The 18,145-nt window shown below is 60.0% G+C and carries 21 protein-coding genes and 1 pseudogene; 3 read left to right on the forward strand and 19 right to left on the reverse strand.

The window, feature by feature from the left end; translation table 11 throughout:
• A pseudogene (locus BMY36_RS05450) lies at nucleotides 1-244 on the reverse strand (IS6 family transposase); the annotation flags it as partial.
• Nucleotides 245-296: 52 nt separating this feature from the next.
• Between BMY36_RS05450 and BMY36_RS05455 the strand changes: the two are divergent.
• Both BMY36_RS05455 and BMY36_RS19845 read left to right on the forward strand, forming a co-directional pair.
• Nucleotides 297-1,148, forward strand: a complete 852-nt coding sequence (locus BMY36_RS05455) for a DUF8606 domain-containing protein (protein WP_217646617.1) — start codon at nucleotides 297-299, stop codon at nucleotides 1,146-1,148.
• Between the two features lie 421 nt (nucleotides 1,149-1,569).
• Nucleotides 1,570-1,707 (forward strand): hypothetical protein, encoded by a 138-nt coding sequence (locus BMY36_RS19845; RefSeq protein WP_156215203.1) that lies wholly within the window; start codon nucleotides 1,570-1,572, stop codon nucleotides 1,705-1,707.
• Here BMY36_RS19845 and BMY36_RS05460 read toward each other — a convergent pair.
• From BMY36_RS05460 to BMY36_RS05490, 7 genes are all read right to left on the reverse strand, one after another.
• Complete coding sequence (locus BMY36_RS05460; protein WP_139193946.1) at nucleotides 1,704-2,624, reverse strand: restriction endonuclease; 921 nt, start codon at nucleotides 2,622-2,624, stop codon at nucleotides 1,704-1,706. The two genes, BMY36_RS19845 and BMY36_RS05460, sit on opposite strands and share 4 nt — an antisense overlap.
• Before the next feature lie 147 nt (nucleotides 2,625-2,771).
• Entirely contained in the window at nucleotides 2,772-4,685 is a 1,914-nt protein-coding gene (gene dxs / locus BMY36_RS05465; RefSeq protein ID WP_050520028.1) for a 1-deoxy-D-xylulose-5-phosphate synthase, read from the reverse strand.
• A 6-nt stretch (nucleotides 4,686-4,691) separates the two neighbouring features.
• On the reverse strand, nucleotides 4,692-5,492 hold the full coding sequence (locus BMY36_RS05470; protein ID WP_139193951.1) for a polyprenyl synthetase family protein: 801 nt from the start codon (nucleotides 5,490-5,492) through the stop codon (nucleotides 4,692-4,694).
• 59 nt (nucleotides 5,493-5,551) lie between these two features.
• A complete protein-coding gene (locus tag BMY36_RS05475) occupies nucleotides 5,552-5,791 on the reverse strand; it encodes an exodeoxyribonuclease VII small subunit (protein ID WP_050520030.1) in 240 nt (79 codons plus the stop codon).
• On the reverse strand, nucleotides 5,781-6,713 hold the full coding sequence (locus BMY36_RS05480; protein WP_050520031.1) for a histone deacetylase family protein: 933 nt from the start codon (nucleotides 6,711-6,713) through the stop codon (nucleotides 5,781-5,783). The genes BMY36_RS05475 and BMY36_RS05480 overlap by 11 nt, the downstream gene beginning before the upstream one ends.
• An 11-nt stretch (nucleotides 6,714-6,724) precedes the next feature.
• Complete coding sequence (locus BMY36_RS05485) at nucleotides 6,725-7,435, reverse strand: response regulator (RefSeq protein WP_050520149.1); 711 nt, start codon at nucleotides 7,433-7,435, stop codon at nucleotides 6,725-6,727.
• On the reverse strand, nucleotides 7,435-7,932 hold the full coding sequence (locus BMY36_RS05490; RefSeq protein ID WP_050520032.1) for a MarR family winged helix-turn-helix transcriptional regulator: 498 nt from the start codon (nucleotides 7,930-7,932) through the stop codon (nucleotides 7,435-7,437). The genes BMY36_RS05485 and BMY36_RS05490 overlap by 1 nt, the downstream gene beginning before the upstream one ends.
• Nucleotides 7,933-8,088: 156 nt before the next feature.
• Between BMY36_RS05490 and BMY36_RS05495 the strand changes: the two genes are divergently transcribed.
• On the forward strand, nucleotides 8,089-8,955 hold the full coding sequence (locus BMY36_RS05495) for a branched-chain amino acid aminotransferase (RefSeq protein ID WP_050520033.1): 867 nt from the start codon (nucleotides 8,089-8,091) through the stop codon (nucleotides 8,953-8,955).
• A 37-nt stretch (nucleotides 8,956-8,992) separates the two neighbouring features.
• Here the strand turns inward: BMY36_RS05495 and BMY36_RS05500 are convergent, their stop codons facing one another.
• The 11 genes from BMY36_RS05500 to pheT all read right to left on the reverse strand — a co-directional run bounded on the left by BMY36_RS05500 (nucleotide 8,993) and on the right by pheT (nucleotide 17,888).
• Nucleotides 8,993-9,181, reverse strand: coding sequence for a hypothetical protein (locus BMY36_RS05500; protein ID WP_050520034.1), 189 nt, complete (start codon nucleotides 9,179-9,181; stop codon nucleotides 8,993-8,995).
• A 65-nt stretch (nucleotides 9,182-9,246) separates the two neighbouring features.
• Complete coding sequence (gene queG, locus BMY36_RS20195; RefSeq protein WP_269430842.1) at nucleotides 9,247-10,269, reverse strand: tRNA epoxyqueuosine(34) reductase QueG; 1,023 nt, start codon at nucleotides 10,267-10,269, stop codon at nucleotides 9,247-9,249.
• A 5-nt stretch (nucleotides 10,270-10,274) separates the two neighbouring features.
• A complete protein-coding gene (locus BMY36_RS20200) occupies nucleotides 10,275-10,739 on the reverse strand; it encodes a PTS sugar transporter subunit IIA (RefSeq protein WP_050520151.1) in 465 nt (154 codons plus the stop codon).
• 35 nt (nucleotides 10,740-10,774) lie between these two features.
• A complete protein-coding gene (gene hpf, locus BMY36_RS05515) occupies nucleotides 10,775-11,350 on the reverse strand; it encodes a ribosome hibernation-promoting factor, HPF/YfiA family (protein WP_050520152.1) in 576 nt (191 codons plus the stop codon).
• Between the two features lie 293 nt (nucleotides 11,351-11,643).
• Nucleotides 11,644-12,402, reverse strand: coding sequence for an LPS export ABC transporter ATP-binding protein (lptB, locus tag BMY36_RS05520; protein WP_050520153.1), 759 nt, complete (start codon nucleotides 12,400-12,402; stop codon nucleotides 11,644-11,646).
• Between the two features lie 2 nt (nucleotides 12,403-12,404).
• Nucleotides 12,405-12,902: an LptA/OstA family protein gene (locus tag BMY36_RS05525; protein ID WP_050520035.1), complete on the reverse strand. Its 498-nt coding sequence runs from the start codon at nucleotides 12,900-12,902 to the stop codon at nucleotides 12,405-12,407.
• A 13-nt stretch (nucleotides 12,903-12,915) separates the two neighbouring features.
• Nucleotides 12,916-13,530, reverse strand: a complete 615-nt coding sequence (locus BMY36_RS05530; protein WP_050520036.1) for a hypothetical protein — start codon at nucleotides 13,528-13,530, stop codon at nucleotides 12,916-12,918.
• Between the two features lie 90 nt (nucleotides 13,531-13,620).
• Entirely contained in the window at nucleotides 13,621-14,235 is a 615-nt protein-coding gene (locus BMY36_RS05535; RefSeq protein ID WP_050520037.1) for a ribonuclease D, read from the reverse strand.
• 213 nt (nucleotides 14,236-14,448) lie between these two features.
• Nucleotides 14,449-14,847, reverse strand: a complete 399-nt coding sequence (locus BMY36_RS05540) for a BLUF domain-containing protein (protein ID WP_050520038.1) — start codon at nucleotides 14,845-14,847, stop codon at nucleotides 14,449-14,451.
• A 140-nt stretch (nucleotides 14,848-14,987) separates the two neighbouring features.
• Nucleotides 14,988-15,410, reverse strand: a complete 423-nt coding sequence (locus BMY36_RS05545) for a GFA family protein (protein WP_050520039.1) — start codon at nucleotides 15,408-15,410, stop codon at nucleotides 14,988-14,990.
• Nucleotides 15,411-15,473: 63 nt separating this feature from the next.
• Nucleotides 15,474-17,888, reverse strand: coding sequence for a phenylalanine--tRNA ligase subunit beta (gene pheT, locus BMY36_RS05550; protein ID WP_050520040.1), 2,415 nt, complete (start codon nucleotides 17,886-17,888; stop codon nucleotides 15,474-15,476).
• Nucleotides 17,889-18,145: the final 257 nt, after the last annotated feature.

An 18,145-nucleotide genomic window follows, 5' to 3' on the forward strand; every position in this document is an offset into this window, starting at 1 on the left:
CCTTGATGTAGGTTTCGTCCATGCGCCAAGATTCGGCGGTTGGTTTCTTGCGGGACTGCGCTTGTGCCGCCATCAGCGGCGCAAACTTAACCACCCAACGGTTCAGCGTCCCATGATCAACATCAACGCCACGCTCCTCCATGATCTCCTCGAGATCGCGGTAGGAACCAGGGTAGCGCAGATAGAAGAAAACGGAATACAAGATCACTTCCTTTGGGAAATGTACGCCCTTGAAGTCAACCATCGCTCCGCCCCTCTCGTCCGCCACCTCTGCCACAAAATTACTGCCGCATCACGTGACCCGGCGAAAGTCAAAAAAGTTTGCGACAGAACCCGAGATTGTGGCCCAAGTCTTGGACTATGCCTCATGGGTCCGCACTCTCACCACGCCCGAGATTTATGAGCGTGCCGAAAAGCATCTTGGTGCACGTCTGGTCACGGCATTTCGGGAACGGTTCGGCGAAGGCATTCCAGAGCGGTTGAACGCGACACATTCCATGCTAATCGTCGCCAGCGAGCTTGACCCTGCTTCTAAACGCATTGTGGAATACCTGTCAGAAGAGCATGGTGTGGCGATCAACACGGTATTTTTTAATGTTTTTGAGGCAGAAGGTCGCGAATGGTTGACTACAGATTTCCTGCTGGATCAAGACGCTGTGGAAGCACGTTCAGAACGCAAAGTGCGTGCGCCATGGTCTGGTTATTATTTTGCAAATGCCGGATTGGGCGACCATCGTTCTTGGGCCGATATGCGTCGATATGGGTTCATTTCCGCAGGTGGTGGGGAGTTTTACACCAAACGGCTTCAACAGCTCAGCGTGGGTGATGAGGTGTTCGTCTATGACAAAGGCAATGGCTACATCGGATATGGTTGCGTTAGCAGCGAAGCGCAGCCCGCGTCCGTCTTTATGACGCCTGACGGATTGTTGTTTGACCAACCGCTTGCCGAACCCCGTTTCAAACGTGTCGGGCAGCCGGAAGACCACGCCGAGCATGTGGTAGGAATTGAGTGGCGCAAGACAGTTGAGTCCGCCCATGCCAAGCGCTTCAAGGGTGCGTTTGCAAATCAGAACATCGTTTGCAAGCTGCGCGACGAGGCAACGGTGGACTTCCTGATCGCAGAATTCGGCGTCGAAAAACGCGTATGAGTTCTAAACTAGTCGCAAACTAACCGAGCAAGCGGACTGGTACCTATGCCCAAGAATTGGTGGGGATGATCCTCGCCTTTTTACTTTCTGCCGGCAAAATGTACAAATTCCTTATGAACATAACGCGGTGTTGCTGATACGGCCTGCGAAATATTATAGAAGCATCAGAGCGCATCTCCACGATCGCACAGCAGGCCAGTTGGTGGAGAGCGGCGCCCCAGTTACAGGAGGCGACTGTGCTATGCGATTTTAATGCGCCCATCAGGATAGGACGGGACAACGAAATTTCAGCGCGGGCAGTTGAAAGGTACAAATCGACATGCGATTCAATGCAATCAAACGCCGTGAACCCGAACTTCCAAGCGTTTTTTCTTTGTGGGGTATGTTGTGGGGTTGGCTTCGCGATTCATGATTTTACTTAATGAAAACAACATCCATTGGCGGAGAGCGTGGCCGCTACCTCGCCCTGCTGCTGCGCGCCTACCGCGACGGCATCCTGCGCCGCACCGATGTGACCCACGCGCAAGTGTTGGAATGGGCGCGGGGGCGGAAGCCCTAAGCCTCGCCGAAATAATCCTCATCAACCGACTTTATCACATATGTCGTGCGCGCCCGCACCCCGATGCCATATTTAATCATCAACCGCGCCAATTCCTGCCCGTTGATCAACACCACCCGGTGCTGCACCTTGCCCAGAAAACCCCGCGCCTCGGCTGAAAAATCGGACGTGGTGACAAACACCCCCTTCGTCGCCCCCTCGCCGTTCAGCGACCCCACAAATTGCTGGATCGCCGGACGCGAGATTTTGTTTTCGGGGGCATAGCGTTTGGCCTGAATATACACCGCATCCAGCCCCAGCGCGTCTTCAAAAATAATCCCGTCAATCCCGCCATCGCCGCTGGCCTTGGTCATATGGCTGTTGGCCAAATCGCCCTTGCCATATCCCATCGCACTCAACAGATCGAGGATAAGGCGCTCAAACCGGATGGGGTTCATGTCGTAAAGAATCGCCAGAAGGTCATCGCGCAGGGCGGATTGAAGGATTTTATCCGCCGCCTGCATCGCATCTTCCGGCGTCTGATCAACCGACAGCGCCGGCCCATCAGGGACGTATTCTTTTTCCTCAGCCTCTTTTTTATAAGCGAGCCGCCAGTCTGCAAAGGCATCAAACTGCTGCAAGGTTTTGTTATTCAATTCGGTCGGCTGTGTCGCCAGAAATTTGCGCCCCAAATCCGTGATCTCGTGCAAACCAGGCTTGGGCGAGGTTAACAGCCCCGCCTTGCCCATATAAGTCCGCGCCCAATTTGCGCGATTGCTGATCAACAATTGCCCACTCGGCAGTAATTCCGCTGCGTCTTCCTCGGATAGTTTGAAATGGGAAATCAAACCGGGGATGCAATCCGATACCCGCGTTTGCCCTTCATTGAACATCCGCAACAGCGGCAACATCATCGTCTGATAATCAGGAGCCGCCACAAAACCCCCGTAGGTCGGGGTTCACCCCGCACCCCCAACCTGCAATTCAAACCTTAAAATTCGGTTAACAAAAATCACCAAACCCTAATAAATCAACACCTTACCCGCCGCATCGCGCGCGATTTCGCACCCGCATCGCACCGCAAATCACGCCCGCTTCGCCACGCTCGCAACCCCCAAAACCGCCAAAACCCGCGCTTCAATCTGGGCCGCATCCATGCCCGCCACCTCATACATCCGTTCCGGGCTGGCTTGGTCAATAAAGATATCCGGCAGCACCATCGACCGATATTTCAGGCCTGCGTCAAACACCCCTTCATCTGCCAACAATTGCGCCACGTGAGATCCGAAGCCCCCAACGGCCCCCTCCTCCACCGTCAGCAAAACCTCATGCCGGGCGGCCAGACCGAGGATCATATCCCGGTCCAAAGGCTTGGCAAATCGCGCGTCCGCGACCGTGGGGGTGATGCCCCGCGCGGCCAAACATTCGGCCGCTTTCATCACCTCCGCCAACCGCGTCCCGAAGGATAAAATCGCCACCCGCGCGCCCGCTTGCACAATGCGGCCCTTGCCAATTTCAATCGGGATGCCCCGTTCCGGCAGTTCCACCCCCACGCCGTCGCCACGCGGAAACCGGAACGCAATCGGCCCCGTATCATGCGCCGCGGCGGTGGCCACCATATGAACCAGCTCCGCCTCATCCGCCGCGGCCATCACCACGAAACCGGGCAAATTCGCCAAAAACGCCACATCAAACGCTCCCGCATGGGTCGCGCCATCCGCCCCCACCAGCCCCGCCCGATCAATCGCAAACCGCACGGGCAGGCGTTGAATGGCCACGTCATGCACCACCTGATCATATCCGCGCTGCAAAAACGTGGAATAAAGGGTGCAAAACGGCTTCATTCCCCCTGCCGCCATGCCAGCCGAAAACGTCACCGCGTGCTGCTCCGCGATGCCCACATCAAAACACCGCCGGGGGAATCGTTCGGCAAAAAGGTTCAACCCGGTCCCGTCCGGCATCGCGGCTGTGACGGCCACGATTTTATCATCGCGGCTCGCCTGATCTATCAAGGCCTGCGCGAAAACTTTGGTATAGCTGGGCGCGTTGGAGGGCGTTTTTTTCTGCTCGCCTGTCAGCACATCAAATTTCGCGGTGGCGTGGCCTTTGTCGCGGGCCGCCTCGGCCGGCGCGTATCCCTTGCCCTTTTTGGTGATCACATGGATCAACATCGGCCCTATCGCGCGGTCGTGGACGGTGCGCAAAACGGGCAACAGCTGGTCCAAATCATGCCCGTCGATGGGGCCGACATAGGAAAACCCCAACTCCTCAAACAACGTGCCGCCTATGGTCATGCCTTTCAGCATCTCTTTGGCCCGTCGCGCCCCTTCTTGGAAGGGCGGCGGCAGGAAACTGACAGCACCTTTGGCGACTGCTTTCAAATCCTGAAACGGCGCGCCAGTGTAAAGACGCGTCAGGTAGGACGACAGCGCGCCCGTGGGCGGCGCGATGGACATTTCATTGTCGTTCAAAATCACAAACAGGCGTTTTTTCAAATGGCCTGCGTTGTTCATCGCCTCAAACGCCATGCCCGCACTCATCGCGCCATCGCCGATCACCGCCACCGCATCACCGGGGTCACCACCCAGATCGGCCGCCACCGCAAAGCCCAAAGCGGCAGAGATGGAGGTGGAGCTGTGGGCCGCACCGAACGGGTCATAGGGGGATTCGCTGCGCTTGGTGAACCCTGAAAGCCCCCCTTCGGTCCGCAAGGTGCGGATACGGTCGCGCCGCCCGGTCAGGATTTTATGAGGGTAGCATTGGTGGCCCACGTCCCAGATAATCTTGTCGCGCGGCGCATCGAAAATCGCATGAAGCGCCACGGTCAGTTCCACCACGCCAAGGCCCGCGCCCAAATGGCCGCCCGTCACCGACACCGCCGAAATCGTTTCCGCGCGCAATTCATCCGCCACTTGGCGCAGCTGGCGGTCGGTCAGGGATTTCAGGTCGGACGGCAGGGTGACGCGGTCCAGCAGCGGGGTTTTGGGGCGGTCGGTCATGGTCTGTCAGCTTTCCCGCGCGATCACGAAACGTGCCGCAGCGATCATGTTATTTGCCCGCGCACCGTAAGGCGAAAGGGCGGTTTTGGCCTCATCAATCAAGGCGCTGGCCCGCGCGCGCGCGCCGTCCAGCCCCATCAGGGAAACAAAGGTGGCCTTGCCCGCCTGCGCATCCTTGCCCAGTCGTTTTCCAGCCTTGTCCGCGTTGCCCGTCACATCCAAGATGTCATCCGCGATTTGAAAGGCAAGGCCCATCGCGGCGGCATAACGCCCCAAGGGGGCCGGGTCTGCGCCCGCCAAAACCGCGCCAGCGGTGGCTGACCATTCAAACAACGCGCCGGTTTTGCCAGCTTGCAGCCGGGTGATTTGGGGCAGGGTCAGAGGGGCGGTGGCGGTTTCGGCGGCGATGTCCAACGCTTGGCCCAGCACCATGCCGCGCGCGCCCGCCGCCCGCGCCATGCCCGCGATCAGGGGCAGGCGGTGGGGGCCAAGGGCGGGGTCAGTCAGCAAATCAAAAGCAAGCGTTTGCAGCGCGTCCCCCGCCAGCACCGCCACGGCATCATCCCATTTGCGGTGCACGGTGGGCAGGCCGCGCCGCAAATCATCATTGTCCATGCAAGGCAAATCATCATGCACCAGCGAATAAGCGTGCATCGCCTCAATCGCCGCTGCGGCCGCTATGGCGTTTCCAACGGCAATCCCGTGCAGGGCGGCGGATTCCAAAACGAAAAACCCGCGCAGGCCTTTGCCGCCCGCGCAGGCGTAGCGCATGGCGTGGATGACGGGTTCATCATCCAGATCGCGCATCGCCGCGTCCAGCCGAGCTTGCACCTGAACCGATGATGCGGCCAGCAGGGCAGGAAAGCTCACATCCCCTCCGCCGGGGTGGTGCCGATGGCTTGGCCATCCTTGGCGCGGATCATTTCGACCTTATCCTCCGCCTCTTTCAACTTGGCGGCGCAATGCGATTTCAGGGCCGCGCCGCGTTCATAAAGGGCAATCGACGCCTCCAGCGGCACCTCGCCACGCTCCAGTGAGGTGACGACGTGTTCAAGCGCGCCCATCGCCTCTTCAAAGCTCATCTCTGCCACGGGTTTATCGGTCATGTCCGCGTTCCTTCAATACTGCCACATGTGCGGCGGTGGATGCCGCCAGTGCTGCCAGATCATAACCGCCCTCCAGCGCCGATACCACCCGCCCCGCGCAATGGGCATCGGCCAGATCGCAAATCCGGTGCGTCAGCCAGGCGAAATCATCGGTTGACCAGTTCAGATTTGCCAGCGGGTCGTCGCGGTGGGCATCAAAGCCAGCGGAGATCAGAATCAATTCGGGTTTGAACGCGTCGATTTGGGGCAGGATATGGGCAGTATAGGCCGCGCGCATATCGGTGCCGGTGCTGTGAGGGCGCAGGGGCAGGTTGATGATTTGGCGGTGCCCGCCTGTTTCATGCGCCGCACCTGTGCCGGGGTAGAGGGGCATTTGGTGGGAGGAGGCGAATAGGATGCGCGGTTCATTCCACAAAAGGTCTTGAGTGCCGTTGCCGTGGTGCACGTCGAAATCCACAATCGCCACGCGCGACAGGTGGTGATGGTCCAGCGCGTGTTTGGCGGCGATGGCCACGTTTCCAAACAGGCAAAACCCCATCGCGGTGTCCGTTTCGGCGTGGTGGCCGGGGGGACGGGTCGCGATAAAGGCGTTGGTGGCGGTGCCTGCCAGCACCATGTCCACGGCGGCGCAAACTGCCCCCACCCCACGCAGGGCGGCGGTTTGGCTGCCGGGGGCAAGGTAGGTGTCGCCGTCAATTTGTGCCCAACCTTTGGCCGGAATGGCGGCGCGGATGCGGGCAAGGTAGGCGGGGGGGTGGCAGCGCAGAATGGCGGCATCGGTGCCCATTGGCGCGTCCATCCGCAGCAAATCCATCCCCGTAAGGGCTGTTTGCACCGCCGCCAGACGTGCGGCCTGTTCGGGGTGGCCGGGCGGTTCGGCGTGCAGATCGCAATCGGGGTGGGTGAACAGTGCTGTGGTCATGGTTGCGCGGGTCAGTCGGGGGCAAGCATGTAGCCGGACCCGCGCACGGTTTGCAAATAGCGCGGCTGTTTGGGGTCATGTTCGATTTTGCGGCGCAGACGGGTGATTTGCACATCCACCGCACGCTCTTGGCCCGTTTTTTCCTCGGCCGAGGCATCCCGCCCTAAATCGCCCGCAAGGGTTTCGCGGCTGATGGGGTTGCCGGGTTGGGCGGCGAAAATGCGCATCAATTGCGCCTCGGTCGCGGTCAGGCGCACGGGGTCGGTGCCGTGCCACAATTCACCCCGGTCAATGTCATAGCGAACGGGGCCAAGGTGCAGCACTTTTGGTCCCGCCTCGGTCTGGGCCTGTGGGACACGGCGCAGAATGGCGTTGATGCGCAGCAACAGCTCCTTGGGTTCAAAAGGTTTGACAAGGTAATCATCGGCCCCCGCCTCCAACCCCTCAATCCTACTCGATGTCTCGCCCCGCGCGGTCAAAAGCAAAATGGGCACTGACAGCCGTTCGCGCAATTCGCGGGTTAACGCGATACCGTCGACGCCGGGCATCATCACATCCAACACGATCATATCAAATTCAAGGCCGCCCAGCAGCCTGCGCGCTTGCGCCCCATCGCGGGCAATGGTGACCAAAAACCCGTTGCGCATCAGGAATTTTTGCAACAATCCGCGGATGCGTTCATCGTCGTCCACCACCAGCAGGTGCGCTTGTGCGTCGGGGATCATATGCTCGTCTCCTTCAGGCTTTGGTATTGCCGCCGCGCGCCGTCGTCCATCATCGCCTCTAGCACTTGGCGAAACCCTTGCACCGCACCCGGCCCTGCGGCGCGGTAGGCGGCGCGCATGCGGGCGCGTTGGGCGTCAGACAGGCTGCGTTCCAATTCCGCGCCCTTTTTGGTCAGATGCAAGTGGCGTTCGCGTTTGTCGGCCTGACCCACCCGGCTTTCGACCAAACCATCCGCGATCAAACTGCGCAGCACGCGGTTCAGCGATTGTTTGGTGACGCCCAGAACGGCCAGCAGGTTGTTGACGGTGGTGGCAGGACTGCGGTGGATGAAATGCAGCGCGCGGTGGTGCGCGCGGCCATAATCCATGCCGCCCAAAATCCGGTCCGGGTCGGCGGTAAAGCCGCGATAGGCGAAAAACATCGCCTCAATCCCTTTGCGGACCTGATCATCGGTCAGAAACAGCAGGGTTTCGCCCGTTTTCGATTGATCCATCCTGCCGCCTCCATTTCCCGCGCCTGACTGGTTTATGTCAGCCTTGTTGACTTTCCAAGTCTTGACTGTTAGCGAAATCGAGATTTTGCGCAACTTTATGTCCGCATCGGCCCTAATTTGCGCAATATATGAAAAATGATTGGGAAAGGGTGCCACATGGCCGGATATGATGATCGGGACGGGAAAATCTGGATGGATGGGGAATTGGTGGATTGGCGCGATGCCAATGTCCACATCATGACCCACGCGATGCATTACGCATCGTCGGTTTTCGAAGGGGAACGCTGTTACAACGGCAAGATTTTCAAGTCCGTGCAACATTCGGAACGCCTGCGCCGGTCGGGGGAATTGTTGGACATGCCGCTGCCTTATTCGGTCGCGGAAATTGAGGCGGCGAAGGACGCGACGCTGAAGGCCAACGGCCTAACCAACGCCTATGTGCGCGCAATCGCGTGGCGCGGCGCGGGCGAGGATATGGGCATCGCCGCCACCCGCAACCCGGTGCGCATGGCGGTGGCCGTGTGGGAATGGGGCAATTATTACGGCGATGCCAAGATGAAAGGCGCCAAGCTGGACATCGCAAAATGGAAGCGGCCCAGCCCAGAAACCATTCCGCATGATGCCAAAGCATCGGGGCTGTATATGATTTGCACCATGTCCAAACATGCCGCCGAGGCGAAGGGCTGTTCAGACGCGATGATGTTTGATTATCGCGGCTATGTAGCCGAGGCGACGGGCGCGAACATCTTTTTCGTGAAGGACGGCGTGGTGCATACGCCACTGGCCGATGGTATTTTGAACGGCATCACCCGGCAAACCGTGATCGGGATGCTGCGGGCCAAAGGGGTGGAGGTGGTGGAGCGCCGGATTGAAGCGCATGAGTTGGAAGGCATGCAGCAATGCTGGCTGACCGGGACCGCCGCCGAGATTACGCCCGTGGGCCAGATCGGGGATTATAATTTCGAGGTGGGGCAAATGGTGCGCGATTTGTCCGGTGAATATGAGGCGCTGGTGCGCGCCTGATTTGCGAAAAGCCCGGTGATTAAGCCGGGCTTTTTATTTACGCGGTATGCCCGCGTTCGATGCGCAGAAAGTGTTGCAGGCGCTGGGCATCGTCACGCTCGGTCGGGCGCTGCGTTAGGGCGCGAACGGCGGGATGCGTGGCCCCTTCATGCTTTGCAAGCGCCCAAAAATGTTGTTGGCGCGGGGCATCGGGGGCTGTGCGGTGATCGGCAAGATGTTTGGTCATAGGATCCTCCCAGATAACTGAAGGTTCATAATAGCATGGTTGAGGGCCAAAGTCGCCTTTGGCGTTCAACTTAGGCGGGCAATGGCCCAGCGGGCGGCATCGGCAACGGTATCATCCGGGTCGATTAAGTGCGGGGCGGCGGCGGTGCGCAAACTGGGGTTGCCGGAATTGCCAATTGCATACAGCACGTTGCGGATAAAGCGGTTGCGGCCAATGCGTTTGATGGGGCTGCCGGAAAACCGGGTGCGAAAAGCGGCATCATCCAAACTGGCAAGGTCTGCAAGCGGCGGCGCGCCAACGCGGCGGGCATAGCCAATCTCGGATGCGGCAACGGCAAATTTATTCCACGGGCAAATCGCCAAACAATCGTCGCAGCCGTAAATCCGGTTGCCCATCAGGGCGCGCAATTCAAGGTCCACGGGGCCTGCGTGTTCGATGGTCAGATAGGAAATGCAGCGGCGCGCATCCAACTGATAGGGCGCGGGGAACGCATTGGTGGGGCAAATATCCAAACACGCGGTGCAATTGCCGCAATGGCTGGTTTCCGGCCCATCGCGCGGCAAATCCAGCGTGGTGAAAATCGCGCCAAGGAAAAACCAATTGCCCAAGTCGCGGGACAGCAGGTTGGTGTGCTTGCCCTGCCAGCCCAACCCCGCCGCCTGTGCCAGCGGTTTTTCCATCACGGGGGCGGTGTCGACGAACACTTTAATTTCCGCCCCGGTTTGGTCCACCACCCAGCGCCCCAAGCGTTTCAACCGTTTTTTCACCAAATCATGGTAATCGCGCCCTTGGGCATAGACGGACACGGCGGCGCGGTCGCGCAAGGCCAACACGGGCAAAGGGTTTTCGGGGGGGGTATAGGGTTCGGCCAGCATAATCACCGACCGCGCGTCGGGCCACAGGGCGGCGGCGGACCCGCGCCATGCCATCCGTTCCGCCATCCAGCCCATTTGGCCGTGGCGGCCCAAATCGACGAATTGCGCAAGGCGGTCGGGGGTGTGCGGGGTGGCATCTGGCGCGCAAATGCCCATCGCGGCGAACCCTTCCGTCAGCGCGCGGGCGTGCAGGGTGTCGCGAAACGCCTGCACTGCGGTCAGGCGGCTTGTGGCGCGCGCGCCTCGGTCAGAATGGCGTGCAGTTTGGCGGGGTCGTTGTTGGCGCGCAGTTTTGTCACCACGCCCGCGTCGCGCATGGTGCGCGATACCAAGGCCAGCGCTTTCAAATGGTCCACACCGGAATCCTTGGGCGCAAACAGCGCGAACACCAAATCGACGGGCTGACGGTCCACCGAATCGTAATCCAACGGTTTTTCGATACGGAAAAACACGCCGATAATCTTGTCCAATTCCTGCAACCTTGCATGCGGCAAGGCGATGCCGTGGCCCACACCTGTGGGGCCAAGGCTTTCGCGTTCCTGAAGCCCGTCCACCGCGATGGACGGGTTCAGACCATGAACGATCGACATTATCTCTCCAATCTCTTGGAAGAGGCGTTTTTTGCTGGTCAGATGGCCAAGCACGCGCACCGCACCGGGTGCCAGTAGGGAAGAAATGTCCATGGTCCGTTTTGTATCCTGCGCCACACAGCGGCGCTTTACTTGATGTGTCGCGGGTCGATCCAGCCAATATTTCCGTCATCGCGACGGTAAACGACGTTCACCCCACCGTGTTTCGAGTTGCGGAACACCAGCATGCGTTGCGCGCCCAGTTCCAGCTGCATGACCGCCTCCCCGACCGAGACTGTGGGGACTTTCGTCTCCATCTCGGCGATGATCATGGGCTGGAGCGACTCGGGCTCAACGTCCTCGTGTTCCTCATTTCCGGCGAGGATATAGGACGAACCGCCGTCAAACTCAACCGGGGTAACGCGGTCGCGGTGATGATCGCGCAAACGACGCTTGTAGCGGCGCAGCTGTTTGTCCATTTTTTCGCGGCACGCCTCGAACGCTGGGTATATTTCGTGCGCTGTGCCGCGCGCTTGGGCCGTAAGGCCGGTGGACAGGTGGATCGTCGCTTCGCAGACCATTTCATGGGCAACACGGGAAAACATAACAACGGCCTCGGTCGGGCGTTGGGCGTATTTTTCCACCGTCTCGCCCAGCTCGGCCTTCACATGGGTTTGAAGCGCCTCACCGATGTCCATGTTTTTTCCGCTGATCTGATACCGCATAATCCCTCCTTCGTGTTTCCAAAGGGGCGGCCCGCACAGATTGAACACAGTGCAAAACGCCCTGTCAATGGCAGACGCGCGCAGGCCCAAAGGGATATTTCTGTTATATCCGGCGCAGTTAGCAGCCGGGAACGCAGATACCCAAATGGCGCGATGCGCACCATCAACCCTTGCAGTTGGCGACAGACGGGGGGCAGTTGTCAATGGGGACGTGACCAAACCGGATGAATTATCGCGGGTTTGTGCCGCCGTGTTGGCCTGCATGGCGGCCAGCATTTTCAAGGGGGCATCGTTCAGGAAATGCGAAAGTTTTGACCCAAATACACGCGCCGCACGTTTTCATCGCGCACCACCTCATCTGTGGTCCCGCTCATCAACACGGTGCCGTCGTGCAGGATATAGGCGCGGTCCACGATTTCCAGCGTTTCGCGGACGTTGTGATCGGTGATCAAAACGCCAATGCCCCGGCGTTTCAAATCGCTGACAAGGTGGCGAATTTCGCCCACCGCAATCGGGTCCACGCCCGCAAAGGGTTCGTCCAGCAGCAGGTATTTCGGGTCCGCCGCCAAACAGCGCGCGATTTCCACGCGGCGGCGTTCCCCCCCCGACAGGGCCAGCGCGGGCGCGCGGCGCAGGTGGGTGATCGAAAATTCCGACAGCAATTCCTCCAACCGCTCGCGGCGTTTGTGGCGGTCGTTCAGGGTGATTTCTAGCACGGCGAGGATGTTATCCTCCACCGACAGGCCGCGAAAAATGCTGACTTCTTGTGGCAAATATCCAATGCCAAGGCGGGCGCGGCGGTACATTGGCAGGTTGGTGACATCGACATCATCAATCATAACCTGCCCCCCTTCGGGAGAGACGAGGCCTGCGATGGAATAAAAACAAGTGGTTTTGCCGGACCCGTTTGGGCCCAACAGGGCAACCACCTCTCCGCGGTTCAGGTGCATGGATACATCGCGAATAACAGGGCGTTTTTTATAGCTTTTGCGCAGGTTTTGGATCCGCAGGCCCGCGCCGCCGCGTGTCACCGTAAGGTCGGGTTTGCCCAGCATCAGTTTTTGGCCGCGCCCGGTTGGAACACGGTTTGCACGCGCCCTTCCATCACCCCGGTTCCGGCTTTTAGGTCAATCACCAGCGTTTGACCGGACAAGGCGCTGGCCCCTTGGGTCAACAAAACATCGCCGGTCATCACCACATTGCCGCTGTCGATGGTGTACACCGCATCTTGCGATTCCGCCGCGTCGGTCGCGTTGATCAAGGTTACGCCACCGCTGGCGAACAGTTTGGAAATGCCCGACCCATCGGCGGTGTATTCCACTTTGACCTGTGCCGCCGACAGGCGCATGTCGCCTTGGCCCACCAAAACATTGCCGGAAAACACAGCCGTTCCATTGGCTTGGTTGACGGTCAACTGGTCTGATGACACTTCAACCGGCAGGGTGGTGTCTTGTTTCAACCCGCCAAAGGCGATGTTTGCCGCTTGGGCAGATGCCATTACGGGCAAGGCAAGGGCTGCCAACAGGGCCGTCATCCGAAATGCGTTCAACATGGCCTGTCCTAAATCACTTGGGGCTTGGGGGGGTGTATAGCAGCCTGACCCCCTCTTTGAAAACAAGAAGATATTGGCCGGACCCATCTGGATTTTGGGTGATCGTCATTTGCCCAGCGGAAAACGGGCCAGAGGGGGAGGTGCCTGCGATCGGGGTGTTGGAGATCACAGAGGTGCGATCCAGCGCGGCTGTCATCGCCTCGGTCGTGATTTCATAGCCCGATGAGGTGGTGATCGTGACGCCCCCTGTCGCGTTGAAGGTGTTTTGGGGAATGTCGAACATGCCGTTTGTTGCGACCATTTTGGTGCTGCTGCCGTCTGGCGCCTCTAGGGTCACGATCAAGGCAGTGGCGCTGGCCCCGGTGGCGTCGCCTTGCTGCGGGCGGGCCTGATCGGCGGTGATCGTTAGGGCCGCGCCATCATCAGTGACGCCCGCCCAATTGGGTTGGGTAAGGCGGGGTTCGCGAATCCGGTCCTCAACATCCACCTCGGCAAAGGGGATGGCGTCGTTTGGGTCCACGGTGCGCGACATCAAAAACAGCGTCGACAAAATCGCCAGCGCCAGCAAGGGCAGGGCCACTTTCAGCCATGCCACCGCTGTTGAATGGAAGGTGTCGTGCTGGGTCATCGCGCGGTTGCCTTTGGATTTCAGGTCAGCTTAAACGGCCTTGCCCGGTTCGCCAAGCGGGGCTGGGGCGCGCTTTGGGCGGGGGTCCGCTTAGTGGTGGTAGATATCCAGCGGGGTGTCGTAGCCCATCAGGTCCAATTCCGCGCGCGTGGGCAGGAAATGGAACAGGCGTAGGGCCAGATCAAGGCGATCCTCGCGGATCAGCCGCGCCTCCAGCGCCTCTTTCAGTTTGTGCAGGTAAAGGACGTCGGAGGCGGCATATTCTTTTTGCGCGTCGGTAAGTTGGGCGGCACCCCAATCCGATGTTTGCTGTTGTTTGGATACGTCCACGCCGACCAATTCGGCCAGCAGATATTTTAGTCCGTGACGGTCGGTGAAAGTGCGGATGAGGCGGGAGGCGATTTTGGTACACCACACCGGGGCCGTCACTACCCCGAAAGCGTTTTGAAGGGCGGCGACATCAAAGCGGCCAAAGTGGAAAAGTTTGGTCACATTTGGGTCGGTCAGCAGCCGTTCCAGATTTGGGGCCGCAGTTTGGCCCTTGGCGATTTGGACCAGATGGGCGTGGCCATCGCCCGACGAAAGCTGAACCACGCAGAGGCGGTCGCGGCGCGGATCAAGGCCCATGGTTTCGGTATCAATCGCGACCAGCGCGCCGAGGTTCAGCCCATTGGGCAGGTCATTTTGATACAGATGAATGGTCATGGGAATGCTTTTCTGTTGGGGCCGTTGATGCGGGGCTTATAGGCGGGGTGGGGGTGGGTTGCCAAGCGGTTGCGCGGTTGGGGTGCGAATTGGATGAGGTGGTTCGCGCGCGATGCGGTCGGTAAGATGTTGAATTTGTTGGGTTTTTATAAAAGTGTTTACTTTATTTTAAGGTTTGGATTGCGGTTTGCGTAAGCCGGGGTGAACCCCGACCTACGCTGTGGTGGCCAATGTTTCGAATATGGCGCGCAGATCGGCGTCGGATGCGGTGTCCAGCGCGCCTGCATCCACCTCATCCTCGGTCCAGGACCAGGTTTGCGCGGGGTCGTGCAGCATGGCCCAATCGCCAAACAGGCGGGTTTGGATGGGGGCGGACAGGCGCAGCTTCACCGCGAGGTGCCGATCATCACGGCGGATGCGGTCGTAGGCGGCGTGGACGGCGGCGGCGGGCCCTTCAAGATATTGCAGGTAAATGTCGCGGCGGCAGACCAGTGCGCCTGTGATGCCATCGCGCGTGTTGCAGCGGCGCGCATCCAGCAAGACACCGCTGAGAATGGCGCTGTCAAACCCGAAAGGCTGTGAGGAATAGGTGATTTGGATGAGGTCGGTCATGGATGTGCCCCCGTGATTTGGTTGCAGCCACGTTAGGCGAAAATGCGGGGGGAGTCGTTGGGAAAATAGCAGGAGCGGGGGGAAAATGGCGGGGGCGGGTAATTTTTACAGCGTGGGAGGGCCGGTGGGTTGCACCCACCCTACGCGCGGGGCGGCGTTTTGGTATAGTGCAAGGTGCCTGCGATGCGCGGGGTGCTGTTGGCATCTGTTGGGTGGTTGATGCCGTCCAAGACCGGAGTTTGGGGGAAATCAAACGGGCTGATGCCCGCCAAGCACGCCAGATTAATGCCGAGTTGATGCGGGTTTGAGCGGCGTTGGTGGTGGGTGTAGATGCCGCAAAGGCTGCAAAACCAATGTTTGGCGGATTTTGTGTTGAATTGGTACAGGGTCAGCAGGTGTTGCCCTTGAATAAATTCCAACCCATCCAGCGGGGCGGACACGGCGACAGCGCCACGCATGGTGCAATACGAACAGGTGCATCGGCGGCGGGTGTTGAACCCATCGGTCAGGCGCACGCGAAATTTTACCGCGCCGCAATGGCAAGCCGCAAGGTGGGTGGTCATGTTCCCGGTCCTTTGGGTTGTGGGTAGGGTGGGTGCAACCCACCGCCCCTTTTTGCCGCGCCTTTACCCCCGAAGCGTGCCGCCTGTCGCTTTGCTGACTTTCTCGATAATTTTGGCGCAGACCGCCTCAATCTCCTTGTCCGTCAGGGTGGCGGTGGTGGGTTGCAGGCGCACGGTTAGGGCGATGGATTTTTTGCCTATCCCCATTTGCGCCTCGGCCTTTTCGCCCATGAATTGGTCGAACAGTTGGACCGAAGTGATCAGGGCTTTGTCTGCGCCTTGGGCTGCGTTCAGGGCTGTCAGTGCCTCTACAGTCTTGTCGACCACAAAGGCGAAATCGCGGTCCACTGCTTGCAGCCCGCTGATCGCCAGCGCGGGGCGGGTGGTGGTTTTGACCTTTGGCAGCGGCACGCTGGTGGGATAGACGGTAAAGGCCATCACTGGCCCTTTCAGGTCCATTTCCGCGACGATTTTGGGGTGGATTTCGCCGTAAGTGGCCAGCGTGTTGGGGCCAAGTGCAATGGTGCCTGCGCGGCCCGGATGGAACCAAGCGGGCACTTTGCGGGTGATTTGGGCGCGGGCGGGGGCACCGAGGGCGGCCAGCACCGCCTCTGCATCGGCTTTGGCATCGTAAATATCAGCGGGTCGGCGGCTGCCGAACGGGTCGCGCGGGGCGGTTTGGCCGATGAGTATGCCCGCCGCTTGGGTGTGTTGTTCGCCGGGTTCGCCACCGCTGAAGGCGGGGCCCACCTCGGCCAGTTGCATGTCCATGAACCCGCGCGCTTGGTTGCGGACGGCGGCGCGCAGCAGGCCCGGCAGCAGGTCGGGGCGCAGGTGCGACATTTCCGAGGAGATGGGGTTATCGACCCGCACCGCATCGGTGCCACCGCCAAACAGCGTGGCGGATTGGTGGTCGATGAAGCTGTAGGTGACACATTCATTATACCCCAGTGCCGCCAGCGTGCGGCGCGCGCTGCGGTCGCGGGTTTGCGCCGTGGTTAGGATGGGGGCGGGGATACCCGGTGCCGTGCGGGCCAGTGGTTTGCCGACGAGTTTGGACAGGGATGCGATGCGGGCGATTTCTTCGACCAAATCCGCCTCACCCTGCACATCGGGGCGCCATGTGGGCGGCGTGGCGAGGGTGCCGGTAAGGGTGAAGCCCAAAGCCGTGAGGGTTTGGCGTTGGGTTGATTCGGGGATGTCCATACCCACCAAGGATGCGGTGCGGGTGGCATCGAACTTGTATTGGCGCGTGGTGTCGATGGCCGCCCCGTTGCTGGTGATTTCAGACGCTTCGCCGCCGCACAGATCAAGGATCATTTGCGTGGCGGCGTGCAGGCCCGGCAGGGTGAACGCAGGGTCGACCCCGCGTTCAAAGCGGTAGCGGGCATCAGAGTTGATTTTAAGTGCGCGCCCGGTGGCGGCGATGGTGATCGGGTCCCACCACGCGGATTCGAGATAGACATCGGTGGTGGTGTCCGTGACGCCGGATGCCTGCCCGCCCATGATGCCCGCAAGGGATTCGGGACCGTTGTCATCGGCGATAACCATGTGGGTGGGGGCAAGGCTGTAGGTTTTGCCATCCAGCGCCAGCAGGGTTTCGCCTGCCGCTGCGGGGCGGATGTGCAGCGTGCCAGTGACATGGGCGGCATCGAACACATGCAAGGGTCGGTTGAGGCCGATGGTGAAGTAATTGGTAATGTCCACCAGTGCGGAAATGGGGCGCAGGCCGATGGCGCGCAGGCGGGCTTGCATCCATTTGGGCGAGGGGCCGTTTTTGACGCCGCAGATGAGGCGACCCGTGAAATGCGGGGCCTTGGTGGCGAGGTCGGGGTGGATTTCGACGGTGATCGGGCAGGGGAATGTGCCTTTGATTTCCGGCGTTTCCATGGGTTTTAGGGTGCCAAGGCCGCGTGCGGCAAGGTCGCGGGCAAGGCCGCGCACGCCAAGGCCATCGGGGCGATTGGGGGTGATTTTGACGTAGATCATCGGGTCGTTCAGGCCGCGATAGTCGATGAAGCGTGCACCAAGCGGTGCGTCAGTGGGCAGGTCGATGATGCCATCGTGATCGTCCGACAGCATCAATTCGCGTTCGGAACACAGCATCCCGTTGCTGTCCACGCCGCGAATGTTGCCCGGTTTCAGGTCCACGCCCGTGCCCGGCACATGGGTGCCAACGGGGGCGAACACGCCGACCAACCCGGTGCGGGCGTTGGGGGCACCGCAGACGACTTGGATTTCCTGCGGTTCGGTGCCCGGCCCGTTCGGATAGGTTTCCACGCGGCACAGGCGCAGACGGTCGGCGTTGGGGTGCTGAACCGCCTCTATCACCCGGCAAATGCGGAAGGCGCCAAGGGTGTCGGCGGGGTTTTCCAGCCCTTCCACCTCATGCCCCAGATCGGTGAGGGCGAACAGGATGTCGTCCAAAGGGGCGGTGGTTTCCAGATGATCCTTGAGCCAGGATAGGGTGAATTTCATGGCCGCGCCCCTTTTTTCGCGGTGGTCAGGGGTTTGCGCCCGATCACCCGCATTTTAGATATAATTTACCGCTTTACTGATGCGATGTTGGCCTGAGGGATACGATTATGCCAGCCAATTGAAAAGACCGGATTGGCGGAATTTGCGTGGTTTTGGCCGCGCGGGTCTTGCGGTGTTTCGTGCATGGAAACGGCCTGTTGCTGAAAGGCAGCGGGATTAGGTGCATTTCGTTCAGTTTTTTGCTGTAGAAGCCATGC

This window comes from Pseudorhodobacter antarcticus (assembly GCF_900110135.1).
GTDB classification, from domain to species: domain Bacteria; phylum Pseudomonadota; class Alphaproteobacteria; order Rhodobacterales; family Rhodobacteraceae; genus Pseudorhodobacter; species Pseudorhodobacter antarcticus.